We start from the raw sequence: 18,500 nt of genomic DNA, 5'->3' as shown, positions 1-18,500 counted from the left end.
TGTGTTGATCCTTGCTGCTTTCTAGATGGCGTTGTAAAGCGCCGGGCCCGGAGATAAAGGTTTCAATACAGCCTTTTTGTCCACAATAGCAGACGGGACCGGGGTATTCTGTTTCACCGGGCCAGGGCAGGGGGTTGTGTCCCCATTCACCTGTGATGCCGTTGCAGCCGCAAAGTACCTGTTGGTTAACGACAAGGCCGCCGCCTACGCCCGTTCCCAGAATCACGCCAAAGACAACATTGCCAGATTGCCCGGCTCCATCAATCGCTTCAGAAAGGGCAAAGCAGTTGGCATCGTTTGCAATACGAACGGGGCGAGCGAGTAGCGTTTCTAAATCGTGCTGCAGGGGCTTACCGATCAGGCAGGTTGAGTTGGCATTTTTTACTTTTTGGGTGTCGGCTGAAATAACACCAGGAATGCCTATGCCTATACTGGCCGGCGTTCTTGCCTTGAGACCTGCCGTAAGTTCTGCCTTGAAACCTGTCTTGAGTTCAGCGTCCTGAACGAGATTGGCAATGGCTGCCAGTGTGGCGGGATAATCGCCTTGGGGCGTTGCTACACGTTTTCTGTAAATCACGGCGTTACGCTCTAACGCAATGATCTCTATTTTGGTGCCACCCAGATCTATTCCTAAACGCATAGCAAAGCCGAATCAGTAAAAAAAGTCACAGTGAGATCTTAGCACGAGCCGCAATGTTGTTTTCCGGCAGGACAAAAACGCACGAAATAAGGCAGTTTATAACTTATAAATGACCGATTGAGTACGTTTTTAACGCCGCTGGCAGACAAAAGAGCTAGCGTCACAGTACAAAGAACAATGTGACCGGAATAATGATCAGACTTGCGATATTACCCAGTAATACAATCGAAGCGACCTGGTGCGGTTCTTGTTGATAGCGTTCAGACACCATGTAATTAAGAACGGCAGGAGGGAGCGCGCCAAATAACACAAGGTAGGTAAACTGGATGGGTTCTAGCTGTAATAATGGTTGCAGCGCCAATGCGATAACTAATCCGCTGAGCGGGCATAAAATAGCGCCCCAGAGGCCGATTTTCCAATGTGATAAATCCACGCTGGTCATCCTCACACCCAATGCAAAAAGCATTAACGGGATAGAGATCTGCCCGAGCATCTCGATAAAGGTGGCCGCCGCTGTGGGTACATGCAGATCAAAAGTACTCCAGACGAGTCCGGCAATAGTTGCCACGATCATGGGCATTTTCAGCACTTTAATCGGGTTGGTTTTATGATCAAGAATGTATAAACCAACCGTAAAGTGCAGCAGGTTCTCAACCAGAAAAAGCACAACCGCGGCCGGTAACGCTTGCTCTCCAAAAGCCAGCACCGCCAGGGGTAATCCCAGATTACCGCTGTTATTGAACATCATGGGCGGTAGGAACGTTTTAGGGCTCACCTTAAGCAGCTTACACAGCGGAAACAACAGCAAGCCGGAACCTAAGACGATTATCGCTGCACCCACGGCCAGCATTTGGAATTGTGGCAGATCAAATGATTTGGCAGACAGTACAGAAAAAATTAACGCGGGGACAAACACATCGATATTGATCGTGTTGGCCGTCGACATATCGGTATGCTGCTTACGCGCATAAAAGTAGCCCACACTGACAATCGCTACAAGCGGAAATACCGTAAGAAAAATCCGTTCCAGTAATGCCAGTGTACTGCTATCCATAAAGACTACTATCCATATAGGCTACTTTCCATAAAGGCTGCTATGAAACAGCTCAGTAATTAATCGTATTTTTTGCCGGTAGGCACAATAACAACAGGCACAGTCGCATTTCTGGCAACTTGTTGAGCAGTGTGGCTATGACGGCCAAAGCTATTTTCAGCGCCCATAATAATCAACTGTACGCCGCGCTTTTTCGCTTCATTCAGAATAGAGTCAGTGTGATTACCTTCAACGACGACATATTCAACATTCAGTTTGTCAGCTGCAGGCAGGTTATTTAACTCTTCTGCACAGAATTTTTCAATGCGCGTATGCATATTCTGATGAATCTCATTGATTCCTTCATCGTGTATTTTTTTCAACAGATCTTTCGGTACATAATTTTTGATCAGAGCAGTACCCATCTCACCAATAGGCTCAACAACATGCAGAATAATAATTTTTGCATTCAATGCAGTGGCAAGTTTTACGGCATGGCGAAAAACCGGACGCGTGTGGCTACCCAAAGAGGTAGTGTAAAGAATGGTATTGATTTCAGGTAAAGCCATGATGCTATCCTCACAACGGTATTTAGTTGAATATGTTTAGTTTACCGCTCAGCTTTTTTGAGTCTGAATGCGGTTATTTTCTTCAGTTGATGCTGTTTTACTCATGATTGGCTGAGTACAGCGATCAACCAGATAAATGATCGATTTATAATCAATCCCACTATGATGGCTTAAACCAATTTCGCAGGTGCGACTGGTCGAATAGCCTGCAGTGCACTCATGTACAGCGCCTTTCAGCGTCCGCAAAGCCGATGCATTTAACTCAGGGGTTGAGAAGCCTTTGTCGCCAGCAAATCCACAGCAGGTTATCTGGTCAGGAATAACAACCTGTGTCGAGCATGCAGACATAATGCGTTTGAGCTTGTCAGCTTGTCCCATGCGCGTTGCACTACAGGTGATGTGTAGCGCTACAGGCTCGGAACTGGCAGTAAAAATCAAACGGTCTAACAGAAACTCATCAATAAAATCGACGGTATCATAAAGTTTGATCCGCGAGTCGAGTTTATCCTTTAGTAGTAAGCTACAAGGGCTGGTATCAGAATACACAGGAAGTGTGCCGTTTTCTGTGATCTCAAGCAGTACTTTTTCAATCTCCGCAGATTTAGAATCAGCTGCGTCAAACATTCCCTTGGATTGAAACGGCATACCGCAACAAAGGTTATCCATCGCTGCTGGATAGATCACTTCAAAACCCGCTTTACGTAACAGGGCTTCGGTTTTATCCGCCAGAGAAGTCTGATCTGACTCGCCTCGTGCAGGGCCCATGGTTCGGCTGGCACAGCTGGGCAGATAAACAACTTTTGGCGCAGCACTAGATCCAGTCGTTGCTAAAGCATTCGAGGCGCTAGCTGGCGCTTTTATTTTAGGTGCGCCGGTCGGCATAGAGGGCGTCCATTGCTGGATGCGTCCGCCAGACAGCTTGCGTGCCGTGCCGGTGATCGCCGTCATCGCTTGCGTGCCGATTAGCCCGTGGGTCATATCCGCTGCCGCGAAAGTGAACCTACTGGCTTTTGCCAGTGTGCCGTAGTGGTCTGCCAGCCATTGCGCCAGTTTAGTGTGTTTCTCGTTGTTCTGACTACGGATAGCGCGTGTCAGGTCACCGGTGTTAATACCCACGGGGCAGGTTGTTGAGCATAAACCACAGGCGGCGCAGGTTTCGGTGCCTTGATATTGATATTCTTTGCGCAGTTCGGCTAAGCGCTCAGGGTCTGCCTTAGGGCCTGAAGCTTCGGCTTCAAGGCGTGCAATTTCACGCCAGATAACAATGCGTTGGCGAGGTGTCAGGGTTAAGTCGCGCGACGGGCAGGTGGGTTCACAGAAACCGCACTCAATGCACTTGTCGACCAGAGGATCAGCCGCCGGTAACGGTTTGAGGTTTTCCAGATGAACATGGCTGTTTTTGTTGAGTACAACGCCGGGATTCAGAATAGCATTAGGATCCAGCAGCTCTTTGAGTTCCCACATCAGCTGATAAGCATCTTTGCCCCATTCCAGCTCGACAAACGGCGCCATATTGCGGCCGGTACCATGCTCGGCTTTGAGTGAGCCATCGTAAGTACCAACGACCATGTTAGCCACATCCTCCATCAGGCCATCGTAGCGATCAATCTCTTCCTGAGTATCAAATGCCTGAGTAAATACAAAGTGGAGATTACCTTCCAGCGCATGGCCAAAAATCAAGGCTTCGTTGTAGTGCCATTTTTTAAAGAGCTGGTGGAGATCGTGCACCGCATCGGCAAGCTGTTCAACCGGAAAAGCGACATCTTCGATGATTACCGTCGTGCCGGTCTGGCGTATCGCACCCACAGCGGGGAACAGACCTTTACGGATCGCCCAGTATTTGGCGTACTCTTCCGGGTTGGTCGTGAATTCGATCGGGCGGGTAGTCGTCAGGCCCGCCAAGGATGCTTTGATGGTTTCCACCTGAGTGGCGAGATCGGCAGGATCGGCCGCGCGTGTCTCAACCAACAGGGCAGCAGCATCCTCGGGAAGCTCACGCATAAAATCAGGCATGCCGGGTTTATCTTCCACCGAACGTAAACCGGCACGGTCCATCAGCTCCACCGCAGAGACCGGTGTTTTCTTCAGAATAGCGACGGCATCGCAGGTAGTGCGAACGCTGTTAAAGAAGATCAGGGCAGAGGCTTTATTCGGATGCTCATCAACGGTGCGGTAGGTGATCTCGGACATAAAGCCCAATGTGCCTTCAGATCCGATCATCAGATGCTGCAGCATGTCGATAGGATCGGTGTAATCCACCAGAGAGTTCAGCGCATAGCCGGTGGTATTTTTAAGGCGATATTTATGCAGGATACGCTCGTGCAGTACCTTGTTAGCGCGTGTTTGCTTGCCTAACGCATCCAGTGAATCGAGTAAGGCTTTGTGAGACAGTTTAAAGCGGTTCACAGAATGCAGGTTACCGGTATCCAGCTGCGTACCGTCAGCCAGTATCAACTTCATGCTTTTTAAGGTGCGGTAACTGTTCTGCGCCGTACCACAGCACATGCCACTGGCATTGTTAGCGGCAATACCACCGATCATAGCTGCATTAATAGAGGCAGGGTCCGGGCCGATTTTTTTATTAAAGGGTGCCAGGTAACTATTCGCCTGGCCACCAATGACGCCCGGTTGTAAGCTGATTTCTGTCGCGTCTTTATTTATTTTATAGCCTTTCCAGCCGTCGCCTAACTGAATCAATACAGAGTCAGTAATCGCCTGGCCGGAGAGGCTCGTTCCCGCTGCACGAAAGGTAACAGGAATCTGATGTTGGTTGGCTGAGGTAACAATCTTAGCAATATCTTTTTCACTTTCAGCTCGCACCACAATCTGTGGAATCAGGCGATAAAAGCTCGCATCTGTGCCATACGCCAACGTACGAAGAGGATCAGTAATTAAACGCTCTTCAGGAATAAATTGCTGAAGCGTGGTAAGAAAATCACGATGTGTCTGTTTCATATTATTCACCGGGCCACCTGCTGGAAGCTTGTTGATAGGGCGCTGATTGAGAGCAGCCTGCTCTGAAGGGTGAGCGTCACTTAAAACTGAGCGTAGATCTGAATTTAAAAACCGTGGTATCAACTGGGATACCACGGGTAACACAATGGCTTTGCTTATTTAGCGTAAGCGATGGCGGGTAGCCAAAGCACTAACTGCGGCCAGAAAACCAGAATGAATAGCGCGATTAGCTGCAGGCCGATAAAAGGAATGACACCTTTATAAATATCAGACAACTTCACATTCGGCGGGCAAACACCTTTCAGATAGAAGAGGGCAAAGCCGACCGGCGGTGTCAGGAAGGATGTCTGTAATGCCATCGCCACCAACATCACGAACCACACCAGTTCCGGGCTATCCACCACACCGTAACCGTCGATATCTAATCCCAGTGCCGTGATAACCGGCGCCAACAGCGGCAGGATAATCAAGGTGATCTCTATCCAGTCAAGGAAGAAGCCGAGTAGGAAAATCACAGCCAGTATAAAGAGGATAATACCGTAAGGGCCAAAAGGCAGACCTGTCAGGAATGACTCAATCAGCTCATCACCGCCCAGCTCACGCAATACCAGTGCAAAACAGGTCGCACCAATAAAGATAGCGAAAATATACGCTGTGGTGTTGAGCGTGCCGCCCATGACCTCTTTAAGTACAGGAAAGCTGAAACGACGGTTGTATAATGCTAGCAGTGTAGCGCCTAATGCGCCCACGCCGGAGGCTTCTGTCGGTGTGGCAAAGCCAGCAAAGATAGAACCCAGCACTACAAAAATAAGGAATAACGTCGGTAATACTGCTTTCAGTACGTTGAGAACAACCGGCCAGGTAACCGCTTTAGCATCCTTAGGCACCGGTGCAGCGTTCGGCTTGATATAGGCATAAACCAGAATGTAAACAATATACATAGCGCCGAGCATCAAGCCAGGGATAACCGCTCCCATAAACAGGTCACCAACCGATAAGCCTAACTGATCGGCCATGATAACCAGCATAATGCTGGGTGGAATCAAAATACCTAACGTACCGGCAGACGCAATCGTCCCCAGTGCTAACGGCATTGAGTAACCTTGTTTCGTCATCGATGGCAGAGACATCACTGCCAGCAGTACAACGGATGCGCCAATAATCCCGGTGGAGGCCGCCAGAATAATACCGATCGCCGTTACGGTGACTGCAAGCCCGCCGCGTACACGGCCAAACAGCTCTTGCATCGAGTGCATCAGTTCTTCAGCAACCCCGGATTTGTCCAGCATAATGCCCATGAAGATAAACATCGGCAGTGCAACCAGAATCCAGTTGTCCATGATCTTATAAAGACGGTTTACCACCAGGCCCAGCGTGGTGTAATCCAGTCCGGTCATCGTATCCAGATAAACATCGGCAAACTGGCCGATAAAAGCAAAAATAATCCCGACGCCGGCTAATACCCAGGCAACAGGTATACCGGTAAATAACAGAGCGATGAAAGATAAGAACATCGCAATGACCATGATTTCATTGGCGTCCATCATTATTCTCCACGCATAAGTAAAACGGTGTCACGGTAAAGTCGAGAAAGCATAGCAAGACCCAATAAAGCAAAGCTGACCGGAATAACCCCTTTTATAATCCAACGATAAGGCAGCCCGGAAGGGGATTGAGAGCCTTCATTGATGCGATATGCGTCATAAAAGAAATCGATACTGTGGAGGAACACAATCACAATAAACGGCATGACTAAAATAAGGATGCCAAGAATTTCAATGATATGTTTAGTGCGCGCCCGAAAGCGTGAATAAAAGAGATCTACGCGAATATGTGAGTTAGTGGTTTGCGCATAAGACAGACCGATCATCACGCCTAGCGCATAGAGGTGCCATTGCAGCTCTTCAAATATAATTAAACCGCTTGAAAACCCTTTTCGAAGCACGACCTGCAAAATAATGACAAAAACCAGCAGGACGTAGCACCAGGCAACCGACATGCCGATGCGCTGGATAAAGCGATCGATCATATCGGCCAGAGGTACTGATGGGAGAGTATCGTTCTCAGTCACAGGAAGGTACCTACATCGATTATTATTGTATAAATGAAAGGCAGACAATAAATTATTGTCTGCCTTAGCATAGCTTTTTGCTACATAACGCGGGTAAATCGCGTTAAGTTAAGCGAACGATTAACGGCTACGGGGTAGGAATGCGTTAGCTTCCCAAAGGTCGTAACCTTTACGGAATTCGCTCAAATCATCCCATACTTTCTTAAAGAACGCATCTTCAGCAGACTTCTCAGCAGCCACTTCAAGCCATTTGTCTTCAAAGGCTTTCAGCATAGTGTCATTCCAGTAACGGATCTCAACGCCGTTGGCTTTGGCTTCAGCCATAACCGGGAACTGCATCGCTTCACCTTCAGCAAATGAGTTGGTCATAGAAGCTTTACAGGTGCCGTCAACAATCGCCTGTTGGCCTTCAGACATCTTGTTCCATACGTCTTTGTTGATTAGCAATTCGAAAATCGTTGCTTGTTGATGCCAGCCAGGGAAATAGTTGTACTTCATGATCTTCTGGAAACCAAGACGCTGATCGATCGCTGGTTGCGAGAACTCAGAGGCATCGATTGCACCTTTCTCCAGCGCACCAAAGATCTCACCGCCAGGCAACTGCGAGGTAGATACACCCATTTTTTCCATCACGGAAGCACCCAGACCGAAGAAACGCATGTTCAGGCCTTTAAGGTCTTCAGGTGTATTGATCTCTTTTTTGAACCAGCCAGAAGTTTCTGGTGAAAGGATGGCGCAAGGCAGAACTTTGACGTTGTAGCCATTGGTGTCATACATTTCCTGATACAGCTTCAGGCCGTTTCCGTAATACAACCACGCCATGTATTCGCCTGCTTCAGGGCCAAAAGGCACAGCAGAGAAGAAACCGGAAGCCGGCATTTTACCCTGCCAGTAACCAGCAGTAGCATAGCCTGAGTTAACTTTACCGGAAGAAACAGCGCCCAGAATTTCCGGCGGAGCAACCAGCTTGCTTGGCTCGTAGATTTTCATCTTTAGCGTGCCATCACTAACAAGACTTAATTGCTCAGAAACCCAAACAATGGGTGTGCCTAATGCAGGTAGATGAGAGCCGAAAGCAATGGGGGTTTTCAGTAATAATTTATCAGCTGCCTGAGCAGGCATCATCGCCGTAGCAGCAACACCTGCCAGAACAGCAGCAGAGATTACAGATTTGGTAAATTTTTTCATGTCTCATCCTCAATAACGATGTTTATTTATTTTTTTTGTAGACCCGGTGCTAAATATACAACAGATTCATAGATATAACAGTGTTAGAAAAAACTCTTGTTAAATTGGTAATACCAATTTACCATGATTTAGGTTGCTACTGTATTTTTTTTAACCAGTACTTGTCAATCTTTTTGATAAATTAAATAGTGTTTGGTTTTATCGCCAATAAGCGCTAGTTTCATATTCAGTTAAGCCGGCAACGCGACAAAAAATCAATACGGGTCAGCAGGGGTAGAATAGGTACAGATAGCTATAAATAGGTATGACCAATTGCTGCATGTGCGTAAAACGGCTGTGATAGACAGAAATGGGTAGTGGGTAGTGGGTAAATCAATGTGTTGGAATCGTAGAGTATGGCGTATCAAAAGGTGAAGCAGCCTAAAATATCAGATGTCATCGTGGAACGAATGGAAGTGATGATATTGGAAGGAACCTTAAAGCCGGGGCAAAAACTGTTACCGGAAAGAGCATTGTCGGCTCAATTTGAGGTGTCCAGGCCTTCATTGCGCGAAGCTATTCAAAAACTTACGGCTAAAGGATTATTGGTTAGCCGGCAGGGGGGAGGTACATATGTTTCTGAAGATCTGGGTGGGTCCTTTATGGATCCGTTGCTCGAGCTCTTCAAAATGCATCCTGAAGCCCAATATGATTTGCTTGAGTTTCGGCATGCTCTGGAAGGCGTGACGGCTTATTACGCCGCGTTACGCAGTACCCCCGCAGATAAAGAAGCGATCAGAAGTAGCTACGATGCTCTGCAGGTACATCACCAGAATAAGGATTTTCAAAAAGAAGTGGCCGCGGATGTGGATTTTCACCTCACCATTGCCGCCTCTACCCATAATATGGTGTTATTGCACATGATGAGGGCCTTGTTCAGTTTGTTAAGGCAGCACATTGGTGATAATTTGCAGAACATATATCCGAAGCCGGGATACCGGCAAAAAATTCATGATCAACATTTTAAACTGATGGAGGCTATTTTTTCCGGTGAGCCTGACCTCGCTCAAAAAGCAGCGCATGACCATTTGGCATATGTTGAAGAGTCATTGCTGGAACAGGGGCGTGAAAATACTCGGATAGAAAGGGCGATGCGGCGCTCAAAAAATGTATAAAAAGTCGCATCATAAGACGTTAGTCTATAAATAGATTTCTGTATAAAAACTACAAAAATGATATTTGCAGGTCTTTTTTGTTAAGTTCTGAGTGTTTTGTAGACAGGTTTTTAAAAATTTTGTAGTATTACTACAAATAAAAAAGAGAGATTAGACGCTGCCCGGTAGTTAAATTACAGTACTTCGGTAGTATTACCCGGTAGTTTCAAAAGTTCTCTCAATTAAAAAGCAGGCTCGGTTAGTCCGTCTAACAGAATAAGAAGCCTGATATACAATTACCAAGGGATGAGTGCTTTAAAAGCATACGTGGAGAAGGCAACGTGCAACAAATAGATGATATTGACCCAATTGAAACAAATGAATGGCTAGAGGCGCTCGAATCAGTCGCTAAAAATGATGGCGATGATCGTGCGCGTTTCCTATTAGCGCAACTAGGACGCAAAGCGTCAGATATGGGTGTAGAGAGCCGTGGTGCTGTTACTACCCCTTACCGCAATACGATTGCTCCCAGAGATGAAGTCCGCATGCCGGGCGACTTGTTTATGGAACGCCGCATCCGTTCATTCATTCGTTGGAATGCAATGGCAATGGTTATGCGTGCCAATGACAACAAAGAAGGTCTGGGCGGACATATCTCCAGTTTCTCCTCTTCAGCCACGCTTTACGATATCGGCTTTAACTACTTTTTCCGTGGTAATGAAGGTGGACAAGAATCAGATATGGTGTTTTTCCAGGGTCATATCTCTCCTGGTATCTATGCACGCGCCTATCTTGAAGGTCGCTTAACCGAAGATCAGCTCGACAACTTCCGTCGTGAAGTCGATGGCAACGGTTTGTCGTCTTATCCACATCCATGGTTAATGCCTGACTTCTGGCAGTTCCCGACCGTGTCTATGGGTCTTGGGCCAATTCAGGCCATCTACCAGGCACACGTCATGCGTTACCTGTCGGCACGTAGTCTGATTGACCGTGCAGACCGTAAAGTATGGGCATTCCTTGGTGACGGTGAGTGTGATGAGCCGGAATCACTCGGTGCGATTGCTCTGGCTGGACGCGAAAGCCTGGAAAACCTGGTCTTCGTTATCAACTGTAACCTGCAGCGCCTTGATGGCCCTGTTCGTGGTAACGGAAAAATTGTTCAGGAGCTGGAAGGTGTCTTCCGTGGTGCCGGCTGGAACGTTATCAAATGTTTGTGGGGTCGTCACTGGGATCCACTCTTTGAAAAAGATGTTAACGGTCTGCTGCAAAAACGTATGGATGAAGTCTGCGATGGTGAGCTGCAGAACTTTAAAGCCAACGGCGGCGCATACACACGTGAGCACTTCTTTGGTAAATATCCTGAACTGTTAGAAATGGTTAAGGACATGTCTGATGACGAGATCATGAACCTCAACCGTGGTGGTCACGATCCGTACAAAGTTTATGCTGCATACCATTCAGCAATGAGCAACACCGGCCGTCCAACGGTTATCCTGGCGCAAACCGTCAAAGGTTACGGCACGGGTAAATCCGGCGAAGCGAAAAACGACACTCACTCGTTGAAGAAAGTAGCGATTGATGATCTGAAAGATTTCCGTGATCGCTTCACCATCCCATTGGATGATGAGCAACTGAAAGACGTGCCTTATTACCGTCCGTCAGCTGATTCAGCCGAAATGAAGTACATGTTTGAGCGCCGCGAAAAACTCGGCGGTTTCTATCCGGTACGTCGCAGCCAGGTGCAAACACTGGAAACGCCGGCGCTGGAAGCTTTCTCTAACAACCTCAAAGGCAGTGGTGAGCGTGAGCTATCAACGCAGATGTCGTTGAACCGCGTACTCAATACACTGGTTAAAGACAAAAACATCGGCGACCGTGTTGTGCCGATCATTCCGGATGAAGCACGTACCTTTGGTATGGAAGGGATGTTCCGTCAGTTAGGTATCTACACTTCTGTCGGCCAGCGCTATGTACCGCATGATAGCGACCAGATCATGTTCTACAAAGAGTCCAAAACCGGCCAGATTCTGGAAGAAGGTATCAACGAAGCCGGTGCTATGTCTGCCTGGATTGCCTGTGCAACTTCCTACGCAAACAACAACTGCCCGGTGATTCCGTTCTATATTTTCTACTCAATGTTCGGCTTCCAGCGCGTCATGGATCTGATCTGGGCTGCCGGCGATATGCAGGCACGCGGATTCCTTATCGGAGCAACGGCAGGGCGTACCACACTTAACGGTGAAGGTCTGCAGCATCAGGATGGCCACAGTCACCTGATGGCACAGATGGTACCTAACTGTGTTTCTTACGATCCGACCTATGGTTACGAGCTAACCGTTATTGTTCAGGATGGTTTAGAGCGTATGTACGGAAAAGGTGAAAACCGTTTCTACTACATCACCACCATGAACGAAAACTACAGCCACCCGGAAATGCCGGTCGGTGCAGAAGCAGGCATCATCAAAGGTATGTACCTGCTTGCCGAAGGTAAAGACGCTGAACTGAAAGTCCAGTTGATGGGTTGCGGTACTATCTTGCGCGAAGTGGAAGCAGCGGCTGTTATCCTGCGTGAAGAGTTCGGTATCGAATCAGATATCTGGAGCACCACATCAATCAATGAATTGCGTCGTGATGCGATGAGCGTTGAACGTCATAACATGCTGCACCCGGAAGCACAGCCTAAAGTGGCTTACGTGACTGAGTGTCTGCAAGATCGTCAGGGTCCTGTGATTTCCGCAACCGATTACATGCGCATGTATGCTGATCAGCTGCGTGAATACATTCCGGCACGTTATAAAGTGTTGGGTACAGACGGTTTTGGTCGTTCTGATACGCGTACTAAACTGCGTGAGTTCTTCGAAGTAAACCGTTACTACGTAACTATCGCAGCACTCAAAGCCCTGCAGGAAGATGGCAAGCTAGAAGCTTCTGTCGTCGCTAAAGCCATGCAGAAATTCAATCTCAACCCAGAGAAACCAGCGCCCTGGACTGTATAAAATTTTATATACAAGTCTCAGAAACTGCCTGAGCGTCAGCTCAGGCATGCTGATTTTACAAGTTGAATTGAACGCATTGGCGAATAACGAATAGAGGACATTATCGTGAGCATAATCACAATTACAGTTCCGGATTTAAGCGGCGCAGAAGACGTAGATGTTATCGAAGTGCTGGTTAAGGCCGGTGACGTAGTCGCAGAAGGCGATAGCCTGATAGCGCTGGAAACCGATAAAGCATCGATGGAAGTACCGGCAGAACAAGCAGGCACCGTCGTAGAAGTAACGATTAAAGAAGGCGATACCTGCAACGAAGGTGACGTGATTCTGACATTGGAAACAGGCGCGGCAGCCGCACCTGCTCCAACAGCAACCGCAGCGCCGGCAGCGGCGGCACCTGCTCCAGTAGCCGCAGCACCGGCTCCGGCGGCGACTGCAGCTAGCAGTGTTGAACAGGTATTAGTGCCTGACCTCAGTGGTGCAACCGATGTAGATGTTATCGAAGTCATGGTTAAAGTCGGTGACGTCATCGAAGAGGGCGATAGCCTGATCGCGCTGGAAACTGACAAAGCATCAATGGAAGTACCGGCCCCGATGGGTGGTAAGGTCGTTGAAGTTAAAATTACAGAAGGCAGCACCTGTAACGAAGGCGACCTGCTGATTATGTTGGAAGTCGGCGGCGGTGCAGCATCTGCAGCAGCGGCCCCGGCATCACAACCAGCAGCCGCCGCTCCGGCAGCGGCAGCGGCTGCACCAGTTGCAGCGCCAGCAGCAGCCGGCGGTATTGAAAACGTACTCGTACCTGATCTGAGTGGCGCAACCGATGTTGACGTTATTGAAGTGATGGTAAAAGCGGGCGACGTGATTGAGGAAGGCGATAGCCTGATCGCACTGGAAACCGATAAAGCGTCAATGGAAGTACCAGCGCCTAAAGGCGGTACGGTTAAAGAAGTACTGATCAAAGAAGGCAGCACCTGTAACGAAGGTGATGTGTTGTTGGTATTGGAAGTAGCGGGCAGCGCGCCTGTTGCGACACCAGCGGCAGCAGCAGCGCCTGCACCTGCACCTGCAGCAGCACCGGCTAAAGCAGCGGCGCCAGCGCCAGCAGCGGCTTCACCTGCAAAGAGTGCAGTTAGCCAGGTTGAGCTTGAAAAGAAAAATCGCACAGTGAATGCCGGGCCGGCAGTACGTGCAACCGCACGTGAGTACGGTGTTGATTTGAGCGACGTTAAGGGCACAGGCCGTAATGGTCGTATCCTTAAAGAAGACGTTCAGACTTATGTGAAAAATGCACTTAAGCAGCTGAAAGAAAAACCAGCCGCAGCCGCTGGCGTCACCGGTGGATCAGGTATTCCTGCGATTCCTGCGGTTGATTTCAGTAAGTTTGGTGAGATCGAAAAAGTCGCGCTGAGCAAAATCGGTAAATTGACCGCAGCCAATATGTCGCGCTGCTGGTTGAATATCCCGCACGTCACGCAGTTTGACGATGCAGATATCACCGAGCTGGAAGCGTTCCGTAAAGAGATGAAAGAAGATGCACTCAAAGCAGGTGTTAAATTAACGCCGCTGCCTTTCATGATCAAAGCGGTTGCTAAAGCCCTGGCTGAAAATCCAAAATTCAATGCATCACTGGATGCAGACGGTGAACACATCGTCTACAAAAAATACATCAACATCGGTTTGGCAGTCGATACGCCAAATGGTTTGATGGTGCCCGTGATCAAAGATGCGGATAAAAAATCAATCTATGAGCTGTCTTTAGAAGCAAACGAACTGGCGGGTAAAGCGAAAAATCGCAAACTCAAGCCAAACGAAATGCAAGGCGCATGCTTCACGATCTCCAGCTTGGGTGGTATTGGCGGAACGGGCTTTACGCCAATCGTCAACGCACCTGAAGTCGGTATTCTGGGTGTGTCTAAAGCAGATATCAGACCACGCTGGAACGGTAAAGAGTTCGAACCACGTATGATGCTGCCATTGTGCTTATCCTACGATCACCGCGCTATTAACGGCGGCGATGCAGGTCGATTCCTAACCTACCTCAACAGCTTATTAAGCGACATTCGCCGCTTAATGCTGTAAAGCGTAACTTTTTAGCAAGTCCCTTGGCTTAGCTTTATAGGGTTCCGAAAGGAACCCTATTTTTTTGTCTGCGATTTAAAAAATACATAGCTATAATGACGTATAAAACTAATAGCGCCACGCTGCATCTTGCAACAGATTATCGAAAAAGCTAATTTAGTTCTTTTAAAAACCAGCACAATGGCATGGCTATAAGTCTTAATGACTCAACAGAGAGATTAAGGATAATATGAAAAAAATTCTCACCGTATTTGGTACGCGCCCGGAAGCCATCAAGATGGCGCCTTTAGTCAAAACACTGGCGCAGGAGTCGCAATTTGAAAGCCGTGTCTGTGTCACCGCTCAGCATCGCGAGATGCTCGATCAGGTCTTAGAGCTGTTTGAAATTACCCCCGATTACGATCTCAATATTATGCAGCCCGGCCAGGATCTGTTTGATGTGACCTCGCGCATCCTGCTGGGTATTCGCGAAGTATTACGCGAGTTTAAGCCCGATATCGTCTTAGTGCATGGCGACACCAGCACCACTTTTTCTACAGCATTGGCGGCATTTTACGAGCAGATACCCGTAGGGCATATCGAAGCAGGATTGCGCACCGGTGATATCACGTCACCGTGGCCGGAAGAAGCTAACCGTAAGCTAACGGCAACGCTCACCCAATGGCATTTTGCACCGACGCAGCTGTCGTATCAGAACTTAATCAATGAGAAAGTCTCGAAAGAGTATGTCTCCATTACCGGCAACACCGTCATTGATGCGCTGCATTGGGTCGTGGATAAGATCAACAGCGACAGCACGCTGGAATCGACCTTATCATCGCGTTTTCCTTTCCTGGATGAGAGTAAAAAACTCATTCTGGTTACCGGCCATCGCCGTGAATCCTTTGGCGGCGGGTTTGAGCGTATCTGTGAAGCGTTAGTCGATATCGCTAAGCGTTACCCGCAATCACAAATCGTTTATCCGGTGCATTTAAACCCGAATGTGCAAGAACCGGTTAACCGCTTGTTAAAAGATGTCGATAATATCTATCTGATCGACCCGCAAGACTACCTGCCCTTTGTTTACCTGATGAACCGTAGCTATCTGATCCTGACCGACTCCGGTGGTATTCAGGAAGAAGCGCCGTCGCTGGGCAAACCGGTGCTGGTGATGCGCGATAACACCGAGCGGCCAGAAGCGGTCGATGCCGGCACCGTCGAGCTGGTGGGTACAGATTATGCACGAATCGTCGCGGGTGTGGTTGAGCTGATGGAATCACAAACCAAATATGATTCCATGGCGCGCGCCATCAACCCCTACGGCGACGGCACCGCATGCCAGAAAATTGTAGCAACCCTTTCGTCTCAATAATTAATAACATGAGGGCTTTGCACGAGCCGAAAATTTGTTTACTGGTAAGGCAAAAGCGCACGGAATGAGGGAGTCTATGTTTATAAATGACCGAATGAGTACGTTTTTAACACCGCCAGAAGACAAAGGAGCAATCGAGCAAGGGTCTCAACTTTTACAGGTAAGTAATATATGAGTTTTGAAACAGTATCGGTTATCGGATTAGGTTATATCGGATTACCCACTGCCGCGATTATCGCGTCGCGTGGCATAAAAGTGATTGGTGTCGACGTCGTGCAGTCAGCGGTAGATACCATCAATGCGGGTAAAATCCACATTGTTGAACCGGATCTGGATATCGTCGTACGCAGTGTCGTCACCACCGGTAATTTACGCGCCACCATCACGCCAGAGCCGGCGGATGTCTTCATGATCGCCGTACCTACACCGTTTCTTGAAAGTGACGATGGCCGCCACCAACCTGATCTGTCTTATATCGAATCAGCGGTGAAGCGCATCGCGCCGGTGTTAGCAAAGGGTAACCTGGTGGTATTGGAATCGACTTCACCGGTCGGCACAACCGAAAAAATGGCTGCCTGGCTGGCCGAAGCACGCCCTGATTTAACCTTCCCGCAGGATAAAGGCAGTGCCGCCGATATTAAAGTCGCACATTGCCCGGAGCGAGTGCTGCCAGGTTACGTACTACAGGAGCTGGTTTCCAACGACCGTGTTATTGGTGGAATGTCAAAAGCCTGCAGCGACCGCGCCGTAGAGCTGTATCAGACCTTTGTGCGTGGTGAATGTATCGTTACCAATGCGCGTACCGCCGAAATGGCCAAACTGACCGAAAACTCCTTCCGCGATGTCAATATTGCCTTCGCTAACGAGCTTTCGGTGATTTGCGACAAGCTAAAAATCAACGTCTGGGAGCTGGTCAAGCTGGCGAACCGCCATCCGCGTGTGAACATCCTCAATCCAGGCCCGGGTGTGGGCGGCCACTGTATCGCCGTTGACCCGTGGTTTATCGTCGATAGCTGCCCGGAAGAAGCAAAAATCATCAGGCAGGCGCGTTTAACCAACGATGCTAAGCCACTCTACGTGATTAATCAGATCGCGAAAGCGGCCGATGAGTTCAAGCGCCCGGTAATTGCCTGCTTAGGTTTATCCTTTAAAGCCGATATCGATGATCTGCGTGAAAGCCCTGCGCTGCACATAGTAGAAGACTTAGTGAAGCGTAAAATTGGCGAGATCATCGCGGTAGAGCCAAATATCAACAAGCTGCCCGCATCATTGGCCGACTCGGGTATCGAATTGTCGAGTCTGGAAAGTGCGCTGGATAAAGCCAATGTGATCGTGATTCTGGTCGATCACAAAGAGTTTAAAGCAGCGGATAAAACCCAGTTCGCGACTAAGGTCGTGATCGATACGCGTGGGATTATTGGTTAAGTCGTTTTTACACATGGCTTGTAGCTGAAATATATAGAAGATTGATAGCATCTGGAAAGTAGAAATAAAAGGGGCTTCAAATTAGTTTGAAGCCCCTTTTTATGCTGTTAACTCAATGTTTCGAGAAATTAAATGCTTCTATCTAAAGAGCAGTCTGTAATGAATCACCACGGCCAACCGCGTAATACATCAGGCCGGCTTTCTTAACATCTTCAGGGTTGTACAGGTTACGGCCATCAACAATCACAGGGAAGTTCAGCTTGGCCTTTAACCAGCTGAAATCAACTGCCCTGAAAGATTTCCACTCAGTACAGATCACCAGCGCATCAGCGCCTTCAGCGGCAATTTCACGGGTGCCAACCAGGTTTAAATCATCCCGCTTGCCATAAATACGGTGGGTTTCATTCATCGCTTCCGGGTCATAAGCAACAACCTTTGCACCGGCTTTCCAGAGTGACTCCATCAGCACACGACTCGGCGCGGCACGCATATCATCGGTATTGGGCTTGAATGATAACCCCCAGATGGCAATCGTCTTACCGGCAAGGTCACCATCAAAAGCGCGTTCAAGCTTAGTAAAGAGTGTCTCTTTCTGGCGGTAGTTAACCGCTTCAACCGCTTTCAGCAGTTGCGCGTCGTAGCCGACAGAGTCAGCAGTGCGCGCCAGCGCTTGCACATCTTTAGGGAAGCAGGAGCCGCCATAACCGCAGCCAGGGTAAATAAATTGATAACCGATACGCGGGTCAGAACCAATACCTAAACGTACCTGTTCAACATCAACATTCAAATGTTCGGCCAGCTGCGACATCTCATTCATAAAGCTGATTTTTGTCGCCAGCATGGCATTAGCCGCATACTTAGTTAGCTCGGCTGCTCGCACATCCATAAAAATCAGTTTGTCGTGGTTACGATTGTACGGGCCATAACACTCGTGCATTAACTCGCGTACTTTTTCAGAATCAGTCCCCACAACAATACGCGAAGGCTTAGTAAAATCTTCAATCGCCGCGCCTTCTTTCAAAAACTCGGGGTTAGAGCACACCGCATATTCAGGTATATT

14 protein-coding genes and 2 pseudogenes are annotated in these 18,500 nt (G+C 48.4%); 6 read left to right on the top strand and 10 right to left on the bottom strand.

The window, feature by feature from the left end; all coding sequences use genetic code 11:
* From ABY436_RS13410 to ABY436_RS13390, 5 genes and pseudogenes are all read right to left on the bottom strand, one after another.
* Window positions 1-640, bottom strand: a 640-nt coding sequence (locus tag ABY436_RS13410; protein ID WP_372739464.1) for an ROK family protein, incomplete at its 3' end; no start/stop codon positions are given.
* Window positions 641-800: 160 nt separating this feature from the next.
* Window positions 801-1,694 (bottom strand): AEC family transporter, encoded by an 894-nt coding sequence (locus tag ABY436_RS13405; RefSeq protein WP_372739463.1) that lies wholly within the window; start codon window positions 1,692-1,694, stop codon window positions 801-803.
* A 59-nt stretch (window positions 1,695-1,753) separates the two neighbouring features.
* Complete coding sequence (locus ABY436_RS13400; protein ID WP_372739462.1) at window positions 1,754-2,242, bottom strand: universal stress protein; 489 nt, start codon at window positions 2,240-2,242, stop codon at window positions 1,754-1,756.
* A 48-nt stretch (window positions 2,243-2,290) separates the two neighbouring features.
* Window positions 2,291-3,574, bottom strand: coding sequence for a (Fe-S)-binding protein (locus tag ABY436_RS13395; protein ID WP_372739467.1), 1,284 nt, complete (start codon window positions 3,572-3,574; stop codon window positions 2,291-2,293).
* A gap of 90 nt (window positions 3,575-3,664) precedes the next feature.
* Window positions 3,665-4,384 (bottom strand): annotated as a pseudogene (locus ABY436_RS13390) (FAD-linked oxidase C-terminal domain-containing protein); the annotation flags it as partial.
* A 12-nt stretch (window positions 4,385-4,396) separates the two neighbouring features.
* Between ABY436_RS13390 and ABY436_RS13385 the strand changes: the two are divergent.
* Window positions 4,397-4,597 (top strand): hypothetical protein, encoded by a 201-nt coding sequence (locus ABY436_RS13385; RefSeq protein ID WP_372739466.1) that lies wholly within the window; start codon window positions 4,397-4,399, stop codon window positions 4,595-4,597.
* 78 nt (window positions 4,598-4,675) lie between these two features.
* Here the strand turns inward: ABY436_RS13385 and ABY436_RS13380 are convergent.
* From ABY436_RS13380 to ABY436_RS13365, 4 genes and pseudogenes are all read right to left on the bottom strand, one after another.
* A pseudogene (locus tag ABY436_RS13380) lies at window positions 4,676-5,197 on the bottom strand (FAD-binding oxidoreductase); the annotation flags it as partial.
* Between the two features lie 155 nt (window positions 5,198-5,352).
* Complete coding sequence (locus ABY436_RS13375) at window positions 5,353-6,741, bottom strand: TRAP transporter large permease subunit (protein ID WP_372739465.1); 1,389 nt, start codon at window positions 6,739-6,741, stop codon at window positions 5,353-5,355.
* A 2-nt stretch (window positions 6,742-6,743) separates the two neighbouring features.
* A complete protein-coding gene (locus ABY436_RS13370) occupies window positions 6,744-7,268 on the bottom strand; it encodes a TRAP transporter small permease subunit (protein WP_090730568.1) in 525 nt (174 codons plus the stop codon).
* Window positions 7,269-7,388: 120 nt separating this feature from the next.
* Window positions 7,389-8,456 carry a TRAP transporter substrate-binding protein gene (locus tag ABY436_RS13365; RefSeq protein ID WP_372739461.1) on the bottom strand — a complete coding sequence of 356 codons (1,068 nt, stop codon included), beginning with the start codon at window positions 8,454-8,456 and terminating at the stop codon, window positions 7,389-7,391.
* 395 nt (window positions 8,457-8,851) lie between these two features.
* Between ABY436_RS13365 and pdhR the strand changes: the two genes are divergently transcribed.
* The 5 genes from pdhR to wecC all read left to right on the top strand — a co-directional run bounded on the left by pdhR (window position 8,852) and on the right by wecC (window position 17,440).
* Window positions 8,852-9,610 (top strand): pyruvate dehydrogenase complex transcriptional repressor PdhR, encoded by a 759-nt coding sequence (pdhR, locus tag ABY436_RS13360; protein WP_372739460.1) that lies wholly within the window; start codon window positions 8,852-8,854, stop codon window positions 9,608-9,610.
* Between the two features lie 320 nt (window positions 9,611-9,930).
* Window positions 9,931-12,585 (top strand): pyruvate dehydrogenase (acetyl-transferring), homodimeric type, encoded by a 2,655-nt coding sequence (aceE, locus tag ABY436_RS13355; protein ID WP_372739459.1) that lies wholly within the window; start codon window positions 9,931-9,933, stop codon window positions 12,583-12,585.
* Between the two features lie 105 nt (window positions 12,586-12,690).
* Window positions 12,691-14,664, top strand: coding sequence for a dihydrolipoyllysine-residue acetyltransferase (aceF, locus tag ABY436_RS13350; protein ID WP_372739458.1), 1,974 nt, complete (start codon window positions 12,691-12,693; stop codon window positions 14,662-14,664).
* 229 nt (window positions 14,665-14,893) lie between these two features.
* Entirely contained in the window at window positions 14,894-16,015 is a 1,122-nt protein-coding gene (wecB, locus tag ABY436_RS13345; protein WP_372739457.1) for a non-hydrolyzing UDP-N-acetylglucosamine 2-epimerase, read from the top strand.
* 171 nt (window positions 16,016-16,186) lie between these two features.
* Window positions 16,187-17,440: a UDP-N-acetyl-D-mannosamine dehydrogenase gene (wecC, locus tag ABY436_RS13340; RefSeq protein ID WP_372739456.1), complete on the top strand. Its 1,254-nt coding sequence runs from the start codon at window positions 16,187-16,189 to the stop codon at window positions 17,438-17,440.
* A 142-nt stretch (window positions 17,441-17,582) separates the two neighbouring features.
* Here wecC and ABY436_RS13335 read toward each other — a convergent pair.
* On the bottom strand, window positions 17,583-18,500 hold a 918-nt coding region (locus tag ABY436_RS13335; protein ID WP_372739455.1), incomplete at its 5' end, for a UDP-glucose/GDP-mannose dehydrogenase family protein.

Origin of the sequence: Neptunomonas sp. (assembly GCF_041601355.1) — a bacterium.
Lineage (GTDB): Bacteria > Pseudomonadota > Gammaproteobacteria > Pseudomonadales > Balneatricaceae > Neptunomonas.
Note: the sequence above shows the minus strand (reverse complement) of the source record. Positions and strands in the feature narration are given on the sequence as shown.

Coding starts and splice junctions, on each gene's coding strand:
- ABY436_RS13405 (WP_372739463.1), bottom strand. CDS start 1,694: ATGGATAGCAGTACACTGGCATTACTGGAACGGATTTTTCTTACGGTA.
- ABY436_RS13400 (WP_372739462.1), bottom strand. CDS start 2,242: ATGGCTTTACCTGAAATCAATACCATTCTTTACACTACCTCTTTGGGT.
- ABY436_RS13385 (WP_372739466.1), top strand. CDS start 4,397: ATGCTCATCAACGGTGCGGTAGGTGATCTCGGACATAAAGCCCAATGT.
- ABY436_RS13375 (WP_372739465.1), bottom strand. CDS start 6,741: ATGGACGCCAATGAAATCATGGTCATTGCGATGTTCTTATCTTTCATC.
- ABY436_RS13365 (WP_372739461.1), bottom strand. CDS start 8,456: ATGAAAAAATTTACCAAATCTGTAATCTCTGCTGCTGTTCTGGCAGGT.
- pdhR (WP_372739460.1), top strand. CDS start 8,852: ATGGCGTATCAAAAGGTGAAGCAGCCTAAAATATCAGATGTCATCGTG.
- wecB (WP_372739457.1), top strand. CDS start 14,894: ATGAAAAAAATTCTCACCGTATTTGGTACGCGCCCGGAAGCCATCAAG.
- wecC (WP_372739456.1), top strand. CDS start 16,187: ATGAGTTTTGAAACAGTATCGGTTATCGGATTAGGTTATATCGGATTA.